The organism is Mesorhizobium sp. M0016, assembly GCF_040324035.1.
Lineage (GTDB): Bacteria > Pseudomonadota > Alphaproteobacteria > Rhizobiales > Rhizobiaceae > Mesorhizobium.
Map to the genome: position 1 here is coordinate 268,994 of NZ_JAMYVM010000005.1, position 20,982 is coordinate 289,975.

A 20,982-nucleotide genomic window follows, 5' to 3' on the forward strand; every position below is an offset into this window, starting at 1 on the left:
CCCCTGGACACGGGTGCAACCCCAGCCGACGCGAGACCCTTCGCCGTCACCAACCGTTCGGTGCTCGCCATCGCCGTGCCGATGACGCTCGCCTATCTGACGACGCCGCTGCTCGGCATCGTCGACACGGCGGTGGTCGGGCAGTTCGGCGATGCCGCCCTGCTCGGCGGCCTGGCGGCCGGGGCCCTGGTCTTCGACGTCGTCTTCAGCACCTTCAATTTCCTGCGCTCCGGCACCACCGGCCTCGTCGCCCAGGCGTTTGGGCGCGGCGACGAACTGGAGGAGCAGGCGGTGTTCTGGCGCGCCGTGCTGATCGCGGTCGCCGCCGGCATCGTGCTTGTCGTCCTTGCGCCGCTGATTGCCATCGCCGGCCAGAAATTCATCGGCGGCGAAGCGCGCGTCGGCGAGGCGATGGGCGTCTATATCCACATCAGAATGCTCGCCGCCCCCTTCACGCTGATCAACTACGCCATCCTCGGCTATGTCCTTGGACGCGGCGAGGGCGGGCTTGGGCTGATGCTGCAGGCGGTGCTCAACGGCATCAACATCGTGCTTTGCATCCTGCTCGGCCTGAAGCTTGGCTGGGGCGTCGCCGGCGTGGCCTGGGCGACCGTCACCGGCGAATGTCTGGCCATGCTGCTGGGTCTCGCCATCGTTGTTTGGCGCTTCCGGGCCGCACCCCGCCTGCCGCGGCATCGCCTGCTCGACATGCCCGCTTTCCTGCGCATGCTGTCGCTCAACCGCGATATCATGATCCGCTCGTTCTCGCTGCTCGCCGCTTTCGCGCTGTTCACCCGCCAGGGCGCGCAGTTCGGCACGCTGACGCTGGCCGCCAATGCCGTGCTGATGAACTTCTTCCTCGTCGCCGGCTATTTTCTCGACGGTTTCGCCACCGCGGCCGAACAGTTGGCGGGACGCGCGATCGGCGCACGTGCCGAGACGGCGTTCCGCCGGGCGGTACGTCTGACCTTATTCTGGGGGTTCGGCCTCGCCGGAACCGCCACGCTGATCTTCTGGCTCGGCGGCGCCGGCCTGATTTCGTTGATCACCACGTCGCCGGATGTTCGTGCTGTTGCCGACATCTATCTGCCGTGGGCGGCACTGACACCGCTGAGCGGCGTGCTGGCCTTCCAGATGGACGGCGTCTTCATCGGCGCTACCTGGTCGCGCGAGATGCGCAACATGATGCTGGTGTCGTTCCTGGCCTTCAGCGCCGCATTGTTCAGCTTGGCGCCGTCTCTCGGCAATCACGGCCTGTGGGCGGCGCTGCACGTCTTCCTGCTGGTGCGCGGCTTCAGCCTGCTGGCCATCCTGCGGCTCCGGTTGCGCACGGCGTTTTAGAGCGGCCTGGCAGCCCACTGATCGAGCCGGCTGTCGCGCAGTTCGCGCAATGATTTCAGCCGCTCCTTGTCGGCAAATCGCACCATCCCGGCAAGGATGCGCCCCGGCAGCGCCGGCCCGGCATAGACCATGCCGGTATAGAGCTGCACGAGGTCGGCGCCGGCGCGGATTTTCTCCAGCGCGGTCTCGGCGGAATCGACGCCGCCGACGCCGATGACGGCGCGCTCCGGCCCGAGCAGCCGACGCATCTTGGCCAGCACGATGGTCGAACGCTCGAACAGCGGTTTTCCCGAGAGACCGCCGGTCTCGCCGGCGCCGCTTGGGCTACGCAATCCGGATCGCGAGAGCGTCGTGTTGGAGACGATGACGCCGTCGATCTGCTTTTCGGTCACTTCGGCGGCGATGTCTTCAAGCTCGGCCTCGACCAGATCGGGTGCGACCTTGAGAAAGATTGGTGGCTGGGCCGATGCCGAGCCACGGGCCGATATGACGCGAGCCAGAAGTTCGCCGAGCTGTTCGCGCGCCTGCATGTTGCGCAGGCCGGGCGTGTTGGGCGACGAGATGTTGACGGTGAGATAACTGGCGTATTTCGCAAAGCGGGAGACGCCGAGCTCATAGTCATGGACACGATCGGCGCTGTCCTTGTTGGCGCCGATGTTGACGCCAACGATGCCGACGCGTCCCTTGCGCGCGGCAAGGCGCATCTCGGCCGCTTCGTGGCCCCCATTGTTAAAACCCAGCCGGTTGATCACCGCATCATCCTCCGTCAGCCGGAAAATGCGCGGCTTCGGATTGCCCGCCTGCGGCAGCGGCGTCACGGTGCCGACTTCGGCAAAGCCGAAGCCGAGGCCAAGCAGCGCGTCGGGCACTTCGGCGTTCTTGTCGTAGCCGGCGGCCATGCCGAGCGGATTGGGGAAGGCGATGCCACAGAGGCTGACCTTCAACCTGTCGTCGCGCACCGTTCGCGCGCCGACCGGCAGACCGCATCGCAGCGCCGCGATCGACATGCCATGCGCCGTTTCCGGATCGAAGGTGAACAGCAGTTTCTGGCCGATGCGGTCGAACACGATCATTCGGCCTCCAGCGCCGGGAATTGATGGGCGCCGTCGGCCCCGAGCGGCAGTGGCCGCACCCACAGCACGGCGCTCATATCGAGCACGCCATAGAGATGCGGGAACAGCGCGCCGCCCCGCGAGACCTCGTATTTCAGCGCGTCACCGAGCAGCGCCCCGTCGATGGCGATCAGCAGCAAATCCATCTGGCCGGCGAAATGCTTCGCCGCCGTCTCCCTGGCCTGATCAGCGGTGGAGAAATGGATGAAGCCGTCGGCGATATCGATCGGAGCGCCGGTGAAACGGCCGTTTTTCTCGGCCTCGCGCCAAAGCGCTTCGGGCGCGATCTTGTAGATAATCTGAGACATGGTTGCGCTATAATCCGAACCGATCATGCGGGGAAGGGCAACTCGTCCGCATTTACGGCGCAAAGCTGTGATAGGTTGCGCATACTGGCTCGTGGAGGATGGAACATGCGTCTGCAGCACATACTGATCCCCGCCGCACTGGTCTCGCTGGTTGCGGCATCGGCCTGGTCCGAAGAGACCGACCGCTACCGGCTGGAAAAATCCGCCAACGGTTATGTCCGCATGGACACCCGGACCGGCGCCATGTCGATCTGCGAGGAGCGCTCCGGCCAGCTCGTCTGCAAGATGGCCGCCGACGAACGCGCCGCCTTCCAGGACGAAGTCGACCGTTTGCAGGCCTCGATGAAGGCAATGGACGAACGCGTCGCCAAGCTCGAGAACTCGCTGTCCGCCCGCCTCGAATCGAAGCTGCCGAGCGAGGAGGATTTCGACAAGACGATGAGCTATATGGAGCGCATGCTGCGCGGCTTCATGGGCATCGTCAAGGAAATGGACAAGGATGACGGCGCCAATCTCAATTCGCAAAAGACCTGAACTGCCCGCGGGGAAATGCCCCGTCCGGCCATTGCCGCTTGAAACAAAGCGCTTCGCCGCATAATCGTCCGGTCCCGTAAAAGCCGATAATCAATAAGGGATTTGGGGAGGAACATTTGCCGTCGGGCTACACCTTCGTCATTGCCGACGACCATCCGCTGTTCCGCGGCGCCTTGAAAGAGGCGCTTGCCGGCGTCGGCGATGTCGCCGCCATTCACGAGGCCGGCGATTTCGAAAGCGCCAAGGCGCTGGTCGTGGCCCATGAGGATGTCGACCTCGTGCTGCTCGATCTGTCGATGCCGGGCGCCAGCGGCCTGTCCGGCTTGATCGCGCTGCGCGGCATCCACCCGGCGGTGCCCCTTGTGGTGGTGTCGGCGCATGACGACCCGGTGACCATCCGGCGTGCGCTCGATCTCGGCGCATCCGGCTTCATCTCCAAATCGGCCAGCATGGAGGAAATCCGCAGCGCTGTGCAATCGGTGCTGGCAGGCGATATCGCAGCCCCCGTCGGCATCGACCTCGGCGTCGAGCGCGACCCGGAAATATCCGACCTGATCAAGCGGCTGCAGGCGCTGACACCGCAGCAGACGCGTGTCCTCGGCATGCTGGCCGAAGGCCTGCTCAACAAGCAGATCGCCTACGAGCTCAGCGTCTCCGAAGCGACGGTCAAGGCGCATGTTTCGGCCATCCTGCAGAAACTCGGCGTCGACAGCCGCACCCAGGCGGTGATCCAGCTGTCCAAGATCGGCAGCGATCCGCTGCAGCCGGCGGGCTAAAGCTATTCCAGGAAAAGTGCGTAGCGCTTTCCCTTGGGAATTGCGTAAAACAAAAAGATAGAAACTCTACTCGGCCGCCGACGCCAGCGGCCTGACCCTTGCCATCATCGAACGCAGCACCGCCGGCTTCAGCGGCTTGTTGATCACCGGCACGTCCAGGGCGGCGGCAGCGGCACGGACCTCGGTGGAGCGGTCGGCGGTGACCAGCACGGCCGGCAGGTCCGAACCATGGATGTCACGCAGGCGGGCGATGATGTCGAGGCCGCTTCTGCCATCGAGATGATAGTCGGCAAGCACGATGTCGGGACGATCGGCCCTGCCAAAATCCTCCGGACCCGAAAACGTGCCGATGCTGCAGCCCCAGCCCTCGAGCAGAAGCCGCATGCCGTCGAGGATGCGGGCGTCGTTGTCGATGCACATGACGCGCAGGCCGGCCAGCGAATTCGCGGTGCGGGCAGGCGCCTTCGGCTCGACCTCGCGCCGCGGCGCCTCAACCGCCGCAACCGGCAGGATAACGGAAAAGCGCGTACCCTTGCCCGGGTTGGAAAAGATCTGGATCTCGAGCCGCAGCACCCGCGCGATGCGGTCGACGATGGACAGGCCAAGGCCGAGACCTTCGGCCTCGCGCACGCCTTCGTCCAGCCGGGTGAACTCGTTGAAGACCGTGTTCAGCTTGTCGCCGGCAATGCCGATGCCAGTGTCGATCACCTGGATCTCGGCGAGTTCGCCGCGCCGTCGCACGCCGACCAGGATGCGGCCATGGGGGGTGTATTTGATGGCGTTGGAGACCAGGTTCTGGATCAACCGGCGCAGCAAGTTGCGGTCCGTCATCACGCCGAGCGACGAGGCCATGATCTTCAGATCGAGTTTCTTTTCGGCGGCGAGCGGCTGGAAGTCGTTGCCGATCTGGCGCAGCAGCCCGTCCAGGCGGAAGGCGCTGTCGTCTGGTTTCATCGCGCCGGCGTCGAGGCGGGAAATGTCGAGCACGGCGCCCAGGATCGTCTCGACCGACTCGAGCGAGGATTCGATGTTGATAGCAGCCTCCCCGGCCGGGCCCTTGCCGGCCTTTTCGATCAGCGACGAGCAGTAGAGACGGGCGGCGTTCAGCGGCTGCAGGATGTCGTGGCCGGCGGCGGCGAGGAAGCGCGTCTTGCCCAGATTGGCCTCCTCGGCCAGCATCTGCGCCTGCGCCAACTCCTCATTGACCCGGGTCAACTCCTCGTTGACTCTAGTCAGTTCGATGGTGCGCGTCTTGACCCGCTGCTCCAGCGATTCATTGGCCCGCTTCAGCGCCAAATCCTGTTCGACGCGTCCTGATATGTCGGCATAGGTGGCAACGATGCCACCGTCCGGCATCGGGTTGGAACGCAGTTCGAGGATTCGGCCACTGGTCGTCAACTCCATCTGCCATGGGCTGACGAAGCTGGTCAGCCGGTTGAGCATCGCCACGCGCTGGTCGGCCGGAATATCGCCGCGCTCGGCGAGGTGGCGCAGGATGCGGTCGAGCGAGACGCCGACCTGGCCCATCTCGTCGGGCAGGTCGAACAGCGCGCGATATTGTCTGTTCCAGCAGATCAGACGAAAATCGCGGTCGAATACGGTGATGCCCTGCTCCATCTGGTCGAGCGCGATCTGCAGCAGGTCGCGATTGTGCTGCAGCGCTTCGGTGGCGTCGTCGAGCAGGCGAAAGGCGTCCTTGGACTCGCGGTCGTTGCGGCGAAACAGCAGCGACAGGATCAGCCGCGCCGAAGACGAGCCGACCGCGCTCGCCAGCAGCTGCTCGGAAAAGCGGATGACATCCATGCTGGCCTGCTCATTGCCGTGCAGCGAGACGCCATTGCTTTTCTCGAAGGATTGGAAGGAGCGCTCGGTGCGCTCGACGCCGAGGTAGCGCGAGATGGTGTCCTTCAGCACGTTGACGGTGATGGCGGTGCGGAAGCGGCGCAGGCTGGGCATCGGGCCGGATTCGCGCGGCACGAAGATCGACGCCTGGATCCGCTCCAGCGGCACTGACGCGCGCGACAGCGAGCCGAGCACGAAGAACAGCGTGTTGACCGACAGGCTCCAGAGCACGCCGTGGTTCAACGGTTCGGCGACGGTGCCGAACAGAGCCTGCGGCCGCAGCGCCTCGAAACCGAACAACCCCTGCACGACGATGTCCGCGTCGGCTGCCGAGAGCGACGGCAAAAGCAGCGTATAGCCCCAGACGAGGATGCCGGCGACCATGCCAAGGGCCGCGCCGCGGCCATTGGCGCCGCGCCAGATCAGCCCGCCGATCAGCGCCGGCGCGAATTGGGCGATTGCCGCGAACGACATCAGGCCGATCGACGACAGCCGCGCCGAGTTGGTGCTTTCGCGGTAGTAGAGGAAGGCGATGAACAACAGGATGAAGATGGCGCCGCGCCGCACGTTGAGGATCAGCGTCGACCAATCCTCATTCTCAGAGGTCGTGGTCTTGAGCAGGCGGCGCACGAACAGCGGGATGACGAGGTCGTTGGAGATCATGATCGACAGCGCCACGCTTTCGACGATCACCATGGCGGTCGCCGCCGACAGCCCACCGATGAAGGCGGCCATGGCGAGGAAGTCATGGCCGCCGAACAAGGGCAGCGCCAGCACATAGAGGTCACTGGTGGTTTTGGCGCCGACCAGCGCCAGGCCGGCGAAGGCGATCGGCAGCACGAACAGGTTTATCGCCACGAGATAGAGCGGAAACACCCAGGTCGCGGTGCGCAGTTCGGCCTCGCCGCGGTTCTCGACGATGGTGACGTAGAACTGGCGCGGCAGCATGATAATGGCAAAGCCGCTCAGGCAAGTCAGCACCAGCCAGGTGGCGAGCGAGGTGTTGTAGCCCATGGCTTGCCGCACCTGGCTGTTTTCGGCCAGCTTGTCGATCATGTCGCCCGGGCCACCGAAGATCAGGAAGGTGACCATCAGGCCGATCGCCAGGAAGGCGGCGAGCTTGACCACGGTTTCGACCGCCACCGCCAGCACCAGCCCGTCCTGGTGCTCGGTGGCGTCGGCATGGCGGGTGCCGAACAGCACCGCAAACAGCGCCAAGAGCATGGCCACCACCAGCGAGATGTCGCTGACGAAGGGATCGAAGGAGGGCGGCGATCCCGTATAATGCTCGACCATCAGGCCGACCGAACCGGAGATCGCCTTCAATTGCAGTGCGATATAGGGCACCGCGCCGATGGTGGCGATCAGCGTGGCGATCGCCGAGACGGCAAAGCTCTTGCCATAGCGGGCGCCCAGGAAGTCGGCGATCGAGGTGATCTTCTCGCTCTTGGCCAGCCGCACGATGCGATTGAGCAGCGGAAAGCCGAACACGAACACCAGCACCGGGCCGGTATAGATGCCGAGAAATTCGAGGCCGCGCTCGGAGGACAGGCCGACCGAGCCGAAAAAGGTCCAGGAGGTGCAGTAGATGGCGAGGCTGAGTGCATAGATGAAGGGCCGGGCGTGGCCGGGTCCCGACGCCGTCGACCGCCGGTCGCCAAGGCTAGCGATGGCGAACAGCAGCGTCACATAGGCGACGGCAATGATGACGATGAACCAGCCCTGCACGGCCCGAAAATCCTCCTCGGCCAGCTTTCACCCCGGCCTGCCCAGAGGCAATCACAGCTCTAAGGTCAAGTCCATCGCGGCTTTCGGCGCATGGTCGCGACGCTGCCCTGTCGAACCGTGAACCAAGGTAAGGAGAAAGCGGTGTTTTCCAGCTTTTGCTTCTGTTGCAACCGCAGGTTTTTGTTATGGTGCGCACGGGCCGACGCCGGAGGGACGGCGGCAGCGCGGTCCGTCATGACAAGGAGGGTCGAATGCTGAAAGAATTCCAGGAATTCATTTCCAAAGGAAATGTGATGGACCTTGCGGTCGGCGTCATCATCGGCGCGGCCTTCAGCAAGATCGTCGATTCTCTTGTCAACGACATCATCATGCCTTTCATCGGCGCACTTGGTGGCGTCGACTTTTCCAACTACTTCATAGGCCTCTCATCAACAGTGCATTCGACCAATCTTGCCGACGCGCGTAAGGAAGGCGCGGTGTTCGCCTACGGCAATTTTATCACCGTGGCGCTGAATTTCGTCATCCTGGCTTTCATCATCTTCCTGATGGTCAAGGCCGTGAACAACATGCGCAAGCGGCTCGAGCGGGAGAAGCCGGCCGCACCTGCGGCTCCGCCGCCGGCTGACGTCGCACTGCTCACCGAAATTCGCGATCTCCTCGCCAGGAAATAGACAAGGCCAGATTTCTGGACCAAAACCCCGGTCGTTCGCGGCCGGGGTTTTCTGTTGCCGCATCTGCTAAGACCATCCGCCAATGCATGTCGCCCAGAAGTGTGCAGCGGTTCTGGGATAACGACATGCATCAAAGCAGACATCAAAACGGATCTGTCCATGACCCTGATCGATAGCTTGCGCGGCGAAGCGGTGGCCGCCCCCGAAAGCGGCATTGTCGCCGTCGTCAATTACGGCCGTACGCGCGAGGGCATGATCCCGCTCTGGGCCGGTGAAGGCGATTTGCCGACGCCTGCCTTCATTTCGGAAGCCGCCGCCAAGGGGCTCGCCAATGGCGAGACCTTCTATACTTGGCAGAAAGGCATTCCGGAGCTGAGGCAAGCGCTTTCTCGCTACTATGCCAGGCATTTCGGCAAGAGCTTCGCCGAAGAGGAATTCATCGCCACCGGTTCCGGCATGCATGCCATTCAGTTGGCATTAGCCGCGGTCGCCGGCAGCGGCGACGAGGTGGTCTATCTCTCCCCGGCCTGGCCGAATTTCGCCGCCGCCGCCGGTATTTCCGGCGCTACCCCGGTTGCGGTCACGCTCGACCAGTCGGGCAATGGCTGGTCCTGCGATGTCGACAAGATTGCAGCTGCGGTGACGCCGCGCACCAAGGCGCTGTTCGTCAACACGCCATCGAACCCCACCGGCTGGACGGCCGATAAGGAAACGCTGCAGGCGATCCTGAATCTCGCCCGCCAAAAGGGCCTGTGGATCATCGCCGACGAGATCTATTCGCTGTTCCACTACGGCCACGGCCGTGCGCCGTCCTTCCTCGACATTTCGACCGCGGAAGACCGCATCCTGTTCGTCAACTCCTTTTCCAAGAACTGGGCGATGACCGGCTGGCGCGTCGGCTGGATCAAGACCCATCCCGAGCTGCAGCAGGTGTTCGAGAACCTGATCCAGTATTCGACCTCAGGCGTCGCCCAGTTCATGCAGCGCGGCGCCGTCGCGGCGCTGGACCACGGTGATGCGTTCATCGTCGAACAGGTTGAGCGGGCGCGAAAGGCGTGCGACCTGGTCTGCGATATTCTCGGCGCAACCGGCAAAGCGCGCTTCACCGTGCCGCAAGGCGCGTTCTATTTGTTTTTCACGGTCGACGGCATCACCGATCCGCGCCGGGCCGCTTTCGACATCGTCGACAAGGCCAATGTCGGCCTGGCGCCGGGCACCGCCTTCGGCCCTGGCGGAGAGGCGTTTTTGCGCCTGTGCTTCCACCGCCGCCTCGACCAGCTCGAGGAAGCGGCACATCGCTTGGCGGGATGGATGAGGACGGTTTGAGATAAATGGGCGGCGGCTTCAGCCGCCCGACTTCGGCACAAGCAGCGGCACAATCCGGTCGCTCTTGGCGACAGTGGGCCGCCCTGCGGAGCCATAGGGAATGCCGAGCGCATCCCATGTCTCGACCAGCGCGTCCTGAAGTCCCGCAATCAGCGCATCGGTATGGAACGGCGTCGGCGTGATGCGCAGCCGCTCGGTGCCGCGCGGCACGGTCGGATAGTTGATCGGCTGGATGTAGATGCCGTGCACGCCGAGCAGACGGTCGCTGGCCATCTTGCAGAGTTCGGGGTCACCGACCAGCACCGGCACGATATGCGTCGGCGATTCCATCACCGGCAGGCCGGCTGCAGAAAGAACCTCCTTGGTCCGCGATGCCTGCTGTTGCTGCGCATCGCGCTCGGCTTGCGAGCGCTTGAGGTGACGGATGGACGTGGTGGCGGCGGCGGCGATCGCCGGCGGCAGCGCCGTGGTGAAGATGAAGCCCGGAGCATAGGAGCGCACCGCGTCGATGACGGCGCTGTTGCCGGCGATATAGCCGCCCAGCGTGCCGAACGCCTTGGCCAGCGTGCCTTCGATGATGTCGATACGGTCGGCCAGCCCCTCGCGCTCGGTGATGCCGCCGCCGCGCGGTCCGTACATGCCGACGGCATGGACCTCGTCAATATAGGTCATGGCGTTGTAGCGTTCGGCCAGTTCGACGATCTGCTTGATCGGCGCGATGTCGCCATCCATCGAATAGACGCTCTCGAACACGATCAGCTTGGCGCGTTCGCGGCCCGCCACCTGCAGCAGGCTTTCGAGATGCGCGACGTCGTTGTGGCGGAAAATCTTCTTTTCGGCGCCCGAGCGCCGTACGCCTTCGATCATCGAGGCATGGTTCAACTCGTCCGAAATGATCAGGCAATTGGGCAAAAGCCGCGCAATGGTCGAGATCGAAGCCTCGTTGGAGACGAAGCCGGAGGTGAAGACCAGCGCCGCTTCCTTGTCGTGCAGGTCGGCCAGTTCCAGCTCGAGCTCGACGAGCGGGTTCGAGGTGCCGGAAATGTTGCGGGTGCCGCCGGCGCCCGAACCCATCTTGCCGGCTGCATTCTGGAACGCGGCAATGACATCGGGGTTCTGGCCCATGCCGAGATAGTCGTTGGAGCACCAGACGGTGATTTCCTCGGCGCGGCCGTTTGAACGCCAGATGGCGCGCGGAAACTTGCCGACAATGCGCTCGAGATCGGCGAAAACCCGGTAGCGCCGCTCGGCGTGGAGCTGGTCGATCGCTTCCTCGAAGAACCGCTGATAGTTCATGTCGCCTTCCCAGTTTTGCGCGGGATCATAATCGTTGGGCCATTCGTCGTCCACCGGGCCGTTTTGGTCAAAATGCCACGCCCCAAGCCTGTTCCTAACGATGCCAGATCGTGGCCTATTCCCTTGATGTGGATCAATTTTGTTTCCGTACGATGCCACAGGCCGGTGAGACTGTTACGGATTTAACATTCAGGCGTTTCTAATGGCCTTGCCGCAGGCTTTCCAGTAAGGCGGTGATTGAGACAGTTTCCGATAAATCATGAGTAAAAGAGGACGCGGATGACAGTTTTGGTAACGGGCGGCGCCGGCTATATCGGCAGCCACATGGTCTGGGAACTGCTGGATGCCGGCGAGAGCGTCGTCGTTCTCGACCGCCTTTCCACGGGCTTCGAATGGGCGGTAGCGCCGGAAGCCAAGCTTGTCGTCGGCGATGTCGCCGATAGGGAATTGGTCGGCCAGATCATCCGGGATAACAAGGTCGACGCGATCATCCACTTCGCCGGTTCCATCGTGGTGCCGGAATCGGTTGCCGATCCGCTCGCCTATTACGAGAACAACACCTCCAAGACCCGCACGCTGATCGAAACCGCCGTGCGCGAGGGCGTGCCGCATTTCATCTTCTCCTCGACCGCCGCCGTCTATGGCGGCGCCGGCCTGGAGCCGGTGCGTGAGGATGCCCGCCTGGCGCCGGAATCGCCCTACGGCCTGTCCAAGCTGATGAGCGAATGGATGCTGCGCGATGCAGCGCTTGCGCATCCCTTGCGCTACACGGCGCTGCGCTACTTCAACGTCGCCGGCGCCGATCCCAGGGGCCGGACGGGGCAGTCGACGCCTGGCGCCACGCATCTGATCAAGGTCGCCTGCGAGACCGCGCTCGGCAAACGCCCCTTCATGCAGGTGTTCGGCACCGATTATCCGACGCCGGACGGCACCTGCATGCGCGATTATATCCATGTCAGCGACCTGGCTGCGGCCCACCGGCTGGCGCTGCAGCGCCTGCGCGCCGGCGGCGGCAGCCTCGTCGCCAATTGCGGCTACAGCCACGGCTATTCGGTGCTCGAGGTCATCGACAGCGTGCGGCGCGCCTTCGGCCGGGATTTCGAGGTCAAGATGGGCGACCGGCGCCCCGGCGACGCCGCCGCCGTGGTTGCCAATTCGGACCTTGCACGCGCCGAACTCGGCTGGACCCCGCAACGCGACGACCTCGACCAGATCGTCGCCGATGCACTCGCCTGGGAGCGTATCCTCACCGGCAAGAACTCCGCGCGGGGCTGAGCCGGGCACTTCCGAGGGCTCGCAAGGCGCGCGGCGAAGCGCTATTGAAGCAATGGCGGTGCGGCGTGGAGGCGCTGTGCCGCGAAGAGGGGGTGGCATGAAGATAACGGTGCTTGGAGCCGGCGTTGTCGGTACCGCGGCCGCCTATTATCTGGCCGCCGACGGCCATGAGGTCACCGTGATCGAGCGCCATCCGGCGCCGGCGCGCGGCACCAGCCAGTCCAATGCCGGTCTGGTGTCGCCGGGCGACGCCACCGCCTGGGCCTCGCCGGCGGCGCTGAAGACCTTCCTGCGCGCTCTCTGGAACCATGATCTCGGCATCAAGGTCAGGCTGCGCTTCGACCCCTATTTCCTCGCCTGGAGCCTGCGCTTCCTGCGCCAGTGCACGGTGGAGCGCCTGCGCGCCAACAGCCAGGTCAAACTGCGCCTGGCGCTCTATTCGCGCGACTGCATCAACGCGCTCTCCGACGCCACCGGCATCCACTATGACGAGCGCAAGAAGGGCATTCTTTATTTCTTCCGCTCGCAGCACAGTCTCGACACCGGCACCGACAACTACCAGTTTCTGGCAAAGCATGGCCTGCCGATCGAGATCGTCGGCCGCGACCGGCTGGTCGAACTTGAGCCCGGGCTCGCCGGAGTGAAGGTAAAGATCGCCGGCGGCGTTTATTCGCCAATCGACCAGACCGGGGATTCCAGGATATTCGTCGATGGGCTGGCCGCCTATGCCGCCGAAAAGCTCGGCGTCAGATTCCTGTTCGACACCACGGTCGAGGGGCTCGACATAGAGGGCGACTGGGTGCGTGCGGTCATGACGTCGGCCGGCCCGGTGACGGGCGACGCCGTCGTCATCGCCATGGGCCCCGAGAGCGGCCTGATCGGCCGCCGCTACGGTATCGACCTGCCCGTCTATCCGGTTAAAGGCTATAGCGCGACCATCCCGCTGGAGGACGAGAGCAAGGGACCGACCATGGGCGGCGCCGACGAGGACCGGCTGGTTGGTTACTCCAGGCTCGGAAACCGCCTGCGCATGTCCTCGACAGCCGAGTTCACCGGCTTCGACCGCAGCTTCAAGCCCAGCGACTTCAAGTCTATGCTGAGCACCGGCAAAGACCTTTTCCCTGGCGCTTTCGACGAGAAGAAGGCGCTGTTGTGGGCAGGTCTGCGGCCGATGATGCCCAACTCGGTGCCGGTCATCGGCAAGGCGAAATACAAGAACCTTTACCTCGACACCGGCCACGGCCATGTCGGCTGGACCATGGCCTGCGGCTCGGGCAAGTTCCTGGCCGACCTCGTCGCCGGCCGCAAGCCGGAGATCGACCCGCAAGGGCTGGTCTACGGGAACTGAGGGAGCTCTAGTCGTCGTGTTGGCATCGAGTCCATTCGCCGTGCACCCATTCGGCAAGCCATCCGCGCTCAAGCTGGCCAATCTGTGCCAAGTTTTCCTGCCTGGAGGTCAAATGGCCGAGACCGATAACTTCGAAATCTCCACAGTCCGCGGGATGATCATGTTCGCCGCAGGTCAGTTGCCACTCACCATCGAAATGATGAACGACCAGCGTCACCGGCCTCTCCGATCGAAAGACGTGCCCACATACAATTGCTCTGGTTTCCAACATTGAGGCCGTCACTGCGCAAAGTTTGACAAATATCGTACGACGATCTGGAAGATGCATCTGGCTGACAGATTCTACAAACCCTGAGTGACGAAATGTCGGGACCGCAAGTCGCTATCGACCTTGGCCGCATCGAGCGCAACGCCCGCACCATCGTCGAGCGCTGCGCGCTGTCCGGCATCAAGGTGTTCGGAGTTACGAAGGGCACATGCGGCATGCCGCAAGTGGCGCGGGCCATGCTGCGCGGCGGTGTTGCCGGCATCGCGGAATCGCGCTTCGAAAACATCCGCCGGCTGCGCGACAGCGGCATCAATGCGCCGGTCATGCTGCTGCGCAGCCCGCCCATGGCGCGCGTAGAGGAGGTCGTGCGCACCGTCGACATCAGCCTGCAGTCGGAACTGACCACCATCCGCGAGATATCGCGCATTGCCGAGCGCATGGGCCGCGTCCACGATATCATGCTGATGATCGATCTCGGCGATCTCCGCGAAGGCATCTGGCCAAGCGACCTGATCCCCACCGTCGAGCAGATCCTACAATTCAAGGGCGTGCGCATCGCCGGCATCGGCACCAATCTCGGCTGCTTCGGCGCCATAATGCCGACGCCGGAGAACCTTGGCCAACTCGTCGCCCATGCCTACAAAACCGAGCGCCTGTCCGGCAAAAGCCTCGACTTCATTTCCGGCGGCGCCTCGTCATCGCTGACGCTGCTGCTCGAAGGCAAGCTGCCGCCCGGCATCAACAATCTGCGCGTGGGCGAGGCGATCCTGCAAGGCGGTGTCGAAACCTTTCGCGACGTGCCGTGGCCCGAACTCGAACCCGATGCCTGCCGGCTGACCAGCGACATCATCGAGGTCAAACTCAAGCCTTCGCGGCCGATCGGCACATCCGGCTACGACGCCTTCGGCAACCAGCCGGTCTTCGCCGACGAGGGCGACCGGCTGCGCGCCATCGCCAATATAGGCCGCGAGGACGTGCTGGTCGAAGGGCTGACGCCGATCGCCAAGGGGGTGAGGGTGCTCGGCGCTTCCAGCGACCATCTGCTGCTCGATGTGCAGGATGCCGATCCGCGGCCTACCGTCGGCGACCGTGTCGCCTTCCGCATGAATTATGGCGCCATGCTTCTGGCGATGACCTCGGAATATGTCGAGAAGGCGCCGATGCACGACGTCGCGGATTTCTCCGGCCGCAAGATGGTGTCGATCTCGGCCGAACCGGAAGCCGGCGGGATTATCGCCCGCGAGGGAACCGGCGCGCGGCTGGAGGCAATGAATTTCGACGTGGTCGAACTCGCCGACGTCGAGCGGCCGCCCTCGGGCCTCGTCCGTCTCGCCGCCGGCGCAGATCGCCGTATCGCCCACAAGGCGCTGACCGCAACGGCGCGCGCCACGCATTCCTTCGGCCTGATCTGGATCGATTCCCTCGCCGCCCTGATGCCCGAGGACGAGGAGGCCGAAGACATGCCTGAAGTCTCGGTGCTGGCCCGCGCGCTCGGTCTCGATCACAAGCCCGGCGCGCTGCAGCCGCAGCTGTCGCCGGAAAATGTCGTCATCGTCGGCCTGCGCCATGCCGATCCGGCGGAGGCAAGGGTGCTCAAGGATTCGCGTGTCTCGGCCTTCACCATGACCGACATCGACGCCATGGGCATGCGCGACCTCATGCACGAGGCGATCCGCATCGCCACCTCGGGCACGCAAGGCTTCCATCTCAGCTATTCGCCGACGGCGACCGAATTCGCCGGCTGGGCTGCGGGCTCGGGCGGGCTGACGGTGCGCGAGACGCATCAGGCAATGGAGGCGATCTCGCTGTCCGGCGGTCTGCTGTCGATGGATGTTTCCGGGCTGACCGCCGGTCTGGAGCCGCGGATCGGCGCCGACGCCATCAACTTCGTCATGTCGGCCTTTGGCAAGCGGATTTTGTGATCAGCCTTGCGCGTCGACTGCCGCGCGCCACGCGGTGACATAGGCCGCCCAGACCGGGTCGGTCTGCGGCTCAATTCTTTCGCCCTTGCCGTGCGTCACTGGCTGATCGGATGCGAGCAGTGCCGCGCCGATGCTGGTGCCGGTGGCCGCCTCGGAGGCGATGACGATGCGCGCGGTCGCTGCCGCCAGCATGCCGACAAAGAGCCGGTTGCGAGCAAACGGTCCTTCCACGGTGGTCGGGCCGTCGGCGCCGATCAGCTCGAGGCAGGTCGCCGTCATCAGTGCTAGATAGAAGGAAATGGCGGCGAACCGCTCGCCTTTGCTGATGCCCTCGGCACCAAGCCATGCCGCGGCATGGTGCGGGAACGGTCCTGATCCCTGCTGGGTAGAAGGCAAAAGCAGCATCTTTTTTGTCAGAACGGCCAGCACCTCGCTGCCGCTGCAGTCCTGCGGCTTGTCCTTGGTCAGCTGGGAAAACTCACGGCCACCCATGAAACGCGCCGAGGGCACGGGGTCGCCCAGCGCGCTGACATTGACCAGCGTGTCGCGCGCAGCATCGAGCGCAATCTCTCTGCCGCCGACCGCCATCGATACCACCCAGGTGCCGGTCGAGACGACCGAGAAGGGCGGCTCGTCGGACAGAAGATGCGGCAATAGGGAGGCGTTGGAATCGTGCAGTCCGCAGAAAACCGGGGTCTGCGGATCGAGCCCGGTGCGCGCGGCAAGCGCCGGCAGGATCGGGCCGAGCTGGTCCCTGGCCGGCCGCACCGGCGCCATCAGCCTGCGCCAATCCAGCCTGTCGACCATCGAGGAAAAGTCCGCCTCCCAAGGGCTCCACAGATCGGTGTGGCAGCCGAGCGAGGTCACCTCGTTGGCGGCAACGCCGGTCAGGCGCAGCGCCCAGTATTGCGGATACATCAGCATCGCGGCGGCCCTGGCGAATTCGGTGGGAAAACGCTTCTCAAGCCAGAAGAATTGCGCACCGAGATTGAGGCCGAGCGGCAGGCGCGGCGTCCCAGTCTCAATGAAGGGCGGACGGATCGCACTATACTCTGTAGCCAGCCTGTCGGGGCCGTCGAACTCATAGTCGAGGACAGGCAGCACCAGTTCGCCCGCTGCGTCGACCAGCACGCCGGTCGCACCATGCGTGGTGATCGAAATCGCTTCGATACGCTGTTCGCGGTTGAGGCTGGCAAGGCTGTTGAGGATGAACCTCCACAGCGACTCGACATCGTGATGCGGGTAGGGCGCTTGCCGCAGCGGCGCGTTCGCCATGCGGCGCAACCCCACTTCGCTCAGCGTGACGAGATCGACCAGCGCCACCTTGGCGTTGGTCTTGCCGATGTCGATGACGGCGATGTGGCGCAGCGCACTCATGCCATATGGAACATTGTTTCCAGGGGGATGGCCACCGGTTGGTTGTCCGGCCTGGTCTCCATGATGTCGGCCATGTGCGCCCACCAGCGCTGCATCACCGGGTGCTTCGGCAGGTCGGCCATGCCATGGTCGTCGCGCCGCCACAGCACGCCGAACAGGATGTTGGTGTCTTCATCGAGATGGATCGAATAATCGGCGACGCCGGCCTCTCTCAGCAGCGCCACCAGCGACGGCCAGATCTCATCGTGGCGCTTTTTGTACTCGGCTTTCATGCCGGGTTTGAGCTGCATCTTGAAGGCGTATTTCTCAGGCATCAGCTGTTACCACGCAGCTGTCGCCAGACGATCGGCAGCGCGATGACGACGATCAAGAGCAGGCCGATGAAGATCGACATGACGATGCCGGGCACGTTCAGCAGGCCGAGGCCGAAGGTCACCAGCCCCATGATAAAGGCGGCGAGCACGACGCCAACAATGCTGCCGGAGCCACCCAGAATGCTGACGCCGCCCAGCACCACCATCGTGATGACCTCAAGCTCGTAACCCTGCGCGATGGACGGTCGCGTCGAGCCGAGCCGCGAGGTGATCAGCACCGAGGCGATGCCGGCCATCAGCCCTGTCAGGCAAAACAGGATGAATTTGATGCGGCCGACGCGAACGCCGGAAAACTGTGCCGCGACCGGATTGTTGCCGATGGCAAAGACACGGCGGCCGAAGCTGGTGCGATGCAGCAGGAACCAGTAGGCGACGGCCGCGATGAGGAAGAGCACCAGTTCGAACGACACCACCCACCAGACGTAACCCTGGCCGAAGAAGGCGAAGCTCTCGGGATAGCCCTTGTAGGCCTGGTCACCGAGGATGATGAAGGCAATGCCGCGAAACAGGCTCATCGTGCCGATGGTAACGACGATGGACGGCAGGCCGAGCCTCGTCACCAACAGGCCGTTGAAGGCGCCGCAACCGAGCCCGACGACGATGCCGATAGCCACCAGCACCGGCGTGTCGGCGCCGGCCTGTACCGCCATGCCCATCATGGTCGAGGCGAGCGCGATGATGGCGGCGACCGACAGGTCGATCTCGCCCGAAATGATCAGCAGCGCCATGGCGAAGGCGATCAGGCCTTTCTCGGTGAAATTGAAGGTCAGGTCCGACAGCGAATAGGCATCGAGGAAATAGGGCGATGCGAAGCTGTTGATGGCGAAGATGGCGACCGCCACGAAGACCAGCAGCGCTTCCCAGGAAAAGATCGCTGAAGAGAGCGGCTTGTCGAGCCGGTCGGGAATGTGGCGCGGGGCGGGGGTGTCGGTCATGCCGCCTCCGCCTTCCTCAGAATGATCCGCCCCTGCTGGCGTTCGCCGCGCGCGTTGAGCACGACGGCCAGGATGATGGCGCTGCCTGAAATCGCCATCTGCCAGAAGGGCGAGATGTTGATCACCGGCAGTGCGTTGGAGATGATGCCGAGGAACAGCGCCCCTAACACCGCGCCCCCGACCGAGCCGATGCCGCCGGCAATCGAAATGCCGCCGATGACGCAGGCGGCGATGATATTGAGTTCATAGCCATTGGCGACCTCGACCGAGGCGATGACATAACGAGAAATCCAGAGATAACCGGCGAGCCCGCCGATCATGCCGGAAATGCAGAAGACGATGAATTTGGTTCGGCCGACATCGATGCCGGCATAGACCGACGCCGTCGGGTTGACGCCGATGGCATAGATCGAACGGCCAAGCGCGGTTCGCGTCATCACCACGAAGAACAGCGCGATGACCAGTATGGCGATCCAGGACAGAACCGGAATGCCCAGGAAAGCTGCGCGCTGGAAGCCGATGAAGTCCGGGCTCATCTTGTCGGCATTGACCCAGGCGCCGCCGGAGAGGACGAAGGTGGCGCCGCGATAGATGGTGAGCGTGCCCAATGTCACCACGATCGAAGGGATGTTCAGCCGCCACACCAGCAGGCCGTTGATGGCGCCGAGCACCAGTCCGACGGCCAGCGCAATGACGATCAGCAGCGGGATAGGGATCGCCGGATGCGCGGCGTTCAGCATCGCCACCACCATGCCGGTGAAGCACAGGTTGGAGGCCATCGACAGGTCGATCGAGCGGGTCAGGATGACGACCATCTGTCCCAGCGCCAGGATCATCAGGATCGAGGTGTCGTTGAACACCTGGGCGAGATTGCCGGGGTCGGCAAAGGCCGGGAAACGCGTCGAGATCAGAGCAATCAAAACGACGATCGCCGCTGCCAGCCAGATCTCGCGGTATTTAAGGAGAGCCTTCATGCCGCGATCCCCGCTGCCGTCCGGACCAGCGTTTCGGCGTCCAGCCCCTTATTATCGTAGACCGCCGCAACCAGCCCTTCGCGCATGACGACGACGCGGTCGGACATGCCCAGAATCTCCGGCAGTTCCGACGACACCATGATCACCGACAGGCCCTGCGCGACGAGCTCGGCCATGAAGCCGTGCACGGCGGCCTTGGAGCCGATGTCGATGCCCTTGGTCGGCTCATCCAGGATGATCACCTTGGGCGCCGTCGCCAGCCATTTGGCGATGACGATCTTCTGTTGGTTGCCGCCCGACAGCGTGCCGACATCCTGGCTGAGCGAGGAGGCCCTGAGGTCAAGCCGCTCGGTGTAGGAGCGGGCGAGCGCGAATTCTTCCGACAATCGCAGCAGGCCGGATTTGGAGGTGCGCTTCAGCGAAGGCAGCGAGACATTCTGGAAGATCGGCAGGCCGATCACCACGCCCTGCTTGCCGCGCTCTTCCGGCACATAGACGATGCCGGCTTCGATGGAATCCGCCGCCGATTTCGGCGTGATCGTCTTGCCTTCCAGCGTGATCGTTCCACCCGATATGCGGGTGATGCCCGATATCGCCTGCATCACCTCTGACCGCCCGGCGCCGACAAGGCCGTAGAAACCGAGGATCTCGCCCTTGTGCAGTTCGAAGCCGATGTCGTTGAATTCGGTCGGGTGCGAAAGGCCAGCGACCGACAGCACCGGCGCGCCGATCTCGGCCTTGCGTTGCGGAAAGATGTGATCGACCGAGCGGCCGACCATCATGCGCACGATCTGGCTCTGGCCGGTATCCTTGATAAGGCCCTCGCCAACCATCTCGCCGTCGCGGAACACGGTGTAGCGATCGGCGATCCGATAGATCTCGTCGAACTTGTGGCTGATGAACAGGATCGCTTTGCCTTCCTCCTTGAGGAATTCGATCAGCAGGAAAAGCTCCTCGATCTCCTTCATCGAAAGGGCTGCGGTCGGCTCATCCATGATGACGATCTGCGCATCGATCGACATCGCGCGAGCAACCGCTACCAGATGCTTGTTGGCGATGCCGAGGTCTTTCAGCCGCGCATCGGCGTCGATATGGCCGGCATGCATGGTGTCGAGCACTTCGCGCGCGTGTTTTCGCATGGTGCGCCAGTCGATAGTGCCTAGCCGCGTGCGCGGCGCATGGCCGAGAAAAATGTTTTCGGCGACGCTCAGATCGTCGAACAGCACGGTTTCCTGATGAATGGCGGTGACGCCGTGGCCGAAGGCGGCATGCGCGCTGGGCAGGGTGACGGCCAGGCCGTCAATGCTGATCGTGCCGGCGTCGGGCTGGTAGATGCCGGTCATGATCTTGACCAGCGTCGACTTGCCGGCACCGTTTTCACCGATCAGCGCCGTAACCTGGCCGGGGTAAAGCGACAGGCTGACATTGTGCAGCGCGCGCACGCCGGGAAAGCTTTTGGAGACGCCGGACAGCGTCAGGCGCGGGGCAGGACCCGTGGGCTCCTCCTTCGCAATGCCGTGCTGGGCTGTCGTGTCCATATCCGTATCAAGCCCTGAAACAAGGTCCGTTTAAAGT

18 protein-coding genes are annotated in these 20,982 nt (G+C 63.9%); 8 read left to right on the top strand and 10 right to left on the bottom strand.

Going from position 1 to position 20,982, the window contains the following annotated elements:
• The first annotated feature begins 3 nt into the window (after positions 1–3).
• Positions 4–1,341, top strand: coding sequence for an MATE family efflux transporter (locus NKJ88_RS10460; RefSeq protein WP_352444043.1), 1,338 nt, complete (start codon positions 4–6; stop codon positions 1,339–1,341).
• Here the strand turns inward: NKJ88_RS10460 and NKJ88_RS10465 are convergent.
• Together NKJ88_RS10465 and NKJ88_RS10470 are read right to left on the bottom strand one after the other, a co-directional pair.
• The gene (locus tag NKJ88_RS10465; protein WP_352444014.1) at positions 1,338–2,414 is read right to left on the bottom strand and encodes a quinone-dependent dihydroorotate dehydrogenase; all 1,077 of its coding nucleotides are present in this window, start codon (positions 2,412–2,414) and stop codon (positions 1,338–1,340) included. The two genes, NKJ88_RS10460 and NKJ88_RS10465, sit on opposite strands and share 4 nt — an antisense overlap.
• Positions 2,411–2,761, bottom strand: a complete 351-nt coding sequence (locus tag NKJ88_RS10470) for a DUF952 domain-containing protein (RefSeq protein WP_352444015.1) — start codon at positions 2,759–2,761, stop codon at positions 2,411–2,413. Before NKJ88_RS10470 ends, NKJ88_RS10465 begins: the two co-directional genes overlap by 4 nt.
• 105 nt (positions 2,762–2,866) lie before the next feature.
• Between NKJ88_RS10470 and NKJ88_RS10475 the strand changes: the two genes are divergently transcribed.
• Entirely contained in the window at positions 2,867–3,295 is a 429-nt protein-coding gene (locus NKJ88_RS10475; RefSeq protein ID WP_023740730.1) for a hypothetical protein, read from the top strand.
• A 116-nt stretch (positions 3,296–3,411) separates the two neighbouring features.
• Positions 3,412–4,071 carry a response regulator transcription factor gene (locus NKJ88_RS10480; RefSeq protein WP_023688678.1) on the top strand — a complete coding sequence of 220 codons (660 nt, stop codon included), beginning with the start codon at positions 3,412–3,414 and terminating at the stop codon, positions 4,069–4,071.
• A gap of 66 nt (positions 4,072–4,137) precedes the next feature.
• Here NKJ88_RS10480 and NKJ88_RS10485 read toward each other — a convergent pair whose 3' ends face one another.
• Positions 4,138–7,641, bottom strand: a complete 3,504-nt coding sequence (locus NKJ88_RS10485) for a PAS domain-containing hybrid sensor histidine kinase/response regulator (RefSeq protein ID WP_023823718.1) — start codon at positions 7,639–7,641, stop codon at positions 4,138–4,140.
• A 251-nt stretch (positions 7,642–7,892) separates the two neighbouring features.
• On the opposite strand from NKJ88_RS10485, the gene mscL reads away from it, so the two are divergent.
• Together mscL and NKJ88_RS10495 are read left to right on the top strand one after the other, a co-directional pair.
• Positions 7,893–8,312, top strand: coding sequence for a large conductance mechanosensitive channel protein MscL (gene mscL, locus NKJ88_RS10490; protein WP_023681933.1), 420 nt, complete (start codon positions 7,893–7,895; stop codon positions 8,310–8,312).
• Between the two features lie 159 nt (positions 8,313–8,471).
• A complete protein-coding gene (locus NKJ88_RS10495; RefSeq protein WP_023699525.1) occupies positions 8,472–9,638 on the top strand; it encodes a pyridoxal phosphate-dependent aminotransferase in 1,167 nt (388 codons plus the stop codon).
• A gap of 18 nt (positions 9,639–9,656) precedes the next feature.
• Here the strand turns inward: NKJ88_RS10495 and hemA are convergent, their stop codons facing one another.
• On the bottom strand, positions 9,657–10,934 hold the full coding sequence (gene hemA, locus NKJ88_RS10500; RefSeq protein ID WP_023699526.1) for a 5-aminolevulinate synthase: 1,278 nt from the start codon (positions 10,932–10,934) through the stop codon (positions 9,657–9,659).
• A 279-nt stretch (positions 10,935–11,213) separates the two neighbouring features.
• Between hemA and galE the strand changes: the two genes are divergently transcribed.
• Both galE and NKJ88_RS10510 read left to right on the top strand, forming a co-directional pair.
• On the top strand, positions 11,214–12,209 hold the full coding sequence (gene galE, locus NKJ88_RS10505) for a UDP-glucose 4-epimerase GalE (RefSeq protein WP_023669652.1): 996 nt from the start codon (positions 11,214–11,216) through the stop codon (positions 12,207–12,209).
• Positions 12,210–12,306: 97 nt separating this feature from the next.
• Complete coding sequence (locus NKJ88_RS10510) at positions 12,307–13,557, top strand: D-amino acid dehydrogenase (RefSeq protein WP_023681930.1); 1,251 nt, start codon at positions 12,307–12,309, stop codon at positions 13,555–13,557.
• 7 nt (positions 13,558–13,564) lie between these two features.
• Here the strand turns inward: NKJ88_RS10510 and NKJ88_RS10515 are convergent, their stop codons facing one another.
• Positions 13,565–13,774: a hypothetical protein gene (locus NKJ88_RS10515; protein ID WP_031203497.1), complete on the bottom strand. Its 210-nt coding sequence runs from the start codon at positions 13,772–13,774 to the stop codon at positions 13,565–13,567.
• A gap of 146 nt (positions 13,775–13,920) precedes the next feature.
• Here NKJ88_RS10515 and NKJ88_RS10520 point away from each other — a divergent pair, with 146 nt between their 5' ends.
• Positions 13,921–15,747 carry an alanine racemase gene (locus tag NKJ88_RS10520; protein ID WP_023681929.1) on the top strand — a complete coding sequence of 609 codons (1,827 nt, stop codon included), beginning with the start codon at positions 13,921–13,923 and terminating at the stop codon, positions 15,745–15,747.
• Here NKJ88_RS10520 and NKJ88_RS10525 read toward each other — a convergent pair whose 3' ends face one another.
• The 5 genes from NKJ88_RS10525 to NKJ88_RS10545 are packed head-to-tail and all read right to left on the bottom strand — an operon-like array spanning position 15,748 to position 20,945.
• Complete coding sequence (locus NKJ88_RS10525; protein ID WP_023681928.1) at positions 15,748–17,124, bottom strand: FGGY-family carbohydrate kinase; 1,377 nt, start codon at positions 17,122–17,124, stop codon at positions 15,748–15,750.
• Positions 17,121–17,438 (bottom strand): L-rhamnose mutarotase, encoded by a 318-nt coding sequence (rhaM, locus tag NKJ88_RS10530; protein WP_023681927.1) that lies wholly within the window; start codon positions 17,436–17,438, stop codon positions 17,121–17,123. The genes NKJ88_RS10525 and rhaM overlap by 4 nt, the downstream gene beginning before the upstream one ends.
• Positions 17,438–18,433: an ABC transporter permease gene (locus NKJ88_RS10535; RefSeq protein WP_023681926.1), complete on the bottom strand. Its 996-nt coding sequence runs from the start codon at positions 18,431–18,433 to the stop codon at positions 17,438–17,440. Before NKJ88_RS10535 ends, rhaM begins: the two co-directional genes overlap by 1 nt.
• The gene (locus tag NKJ88_RS10540) at positions 18,430–19,407 is read right to left on the bottom strand and encodes an ABC transporter permease (RefSeq protein WP_023745314.1); all 978 of its coding nucleotides are present in this window, start codon (positions 19,405–19,407) and stop codon (positions 18,430–18,432) included. Before NKJ88_RS10540 ends, NKJ88_RS10535 begins: the two co-directional genes overlap by 4 nt.
• A complete protein-coding gene (locus NKJ88_RS10545) occupies positions 19,404–20,945 on the bottom strand; it encodes a sugar ABC transporter ATP-binding protein (RefSeq protein WP_352444016.1) in 1,542 nt (513 codons plus the stop codon). The genes NKJ88_RS10540 and NKJ88_RS10545 overlap by 4 nt, the downstream gene beginning before the upstream one ends.
• Positions 20,946–20,982: the final 37 nt, after the last annotated feature.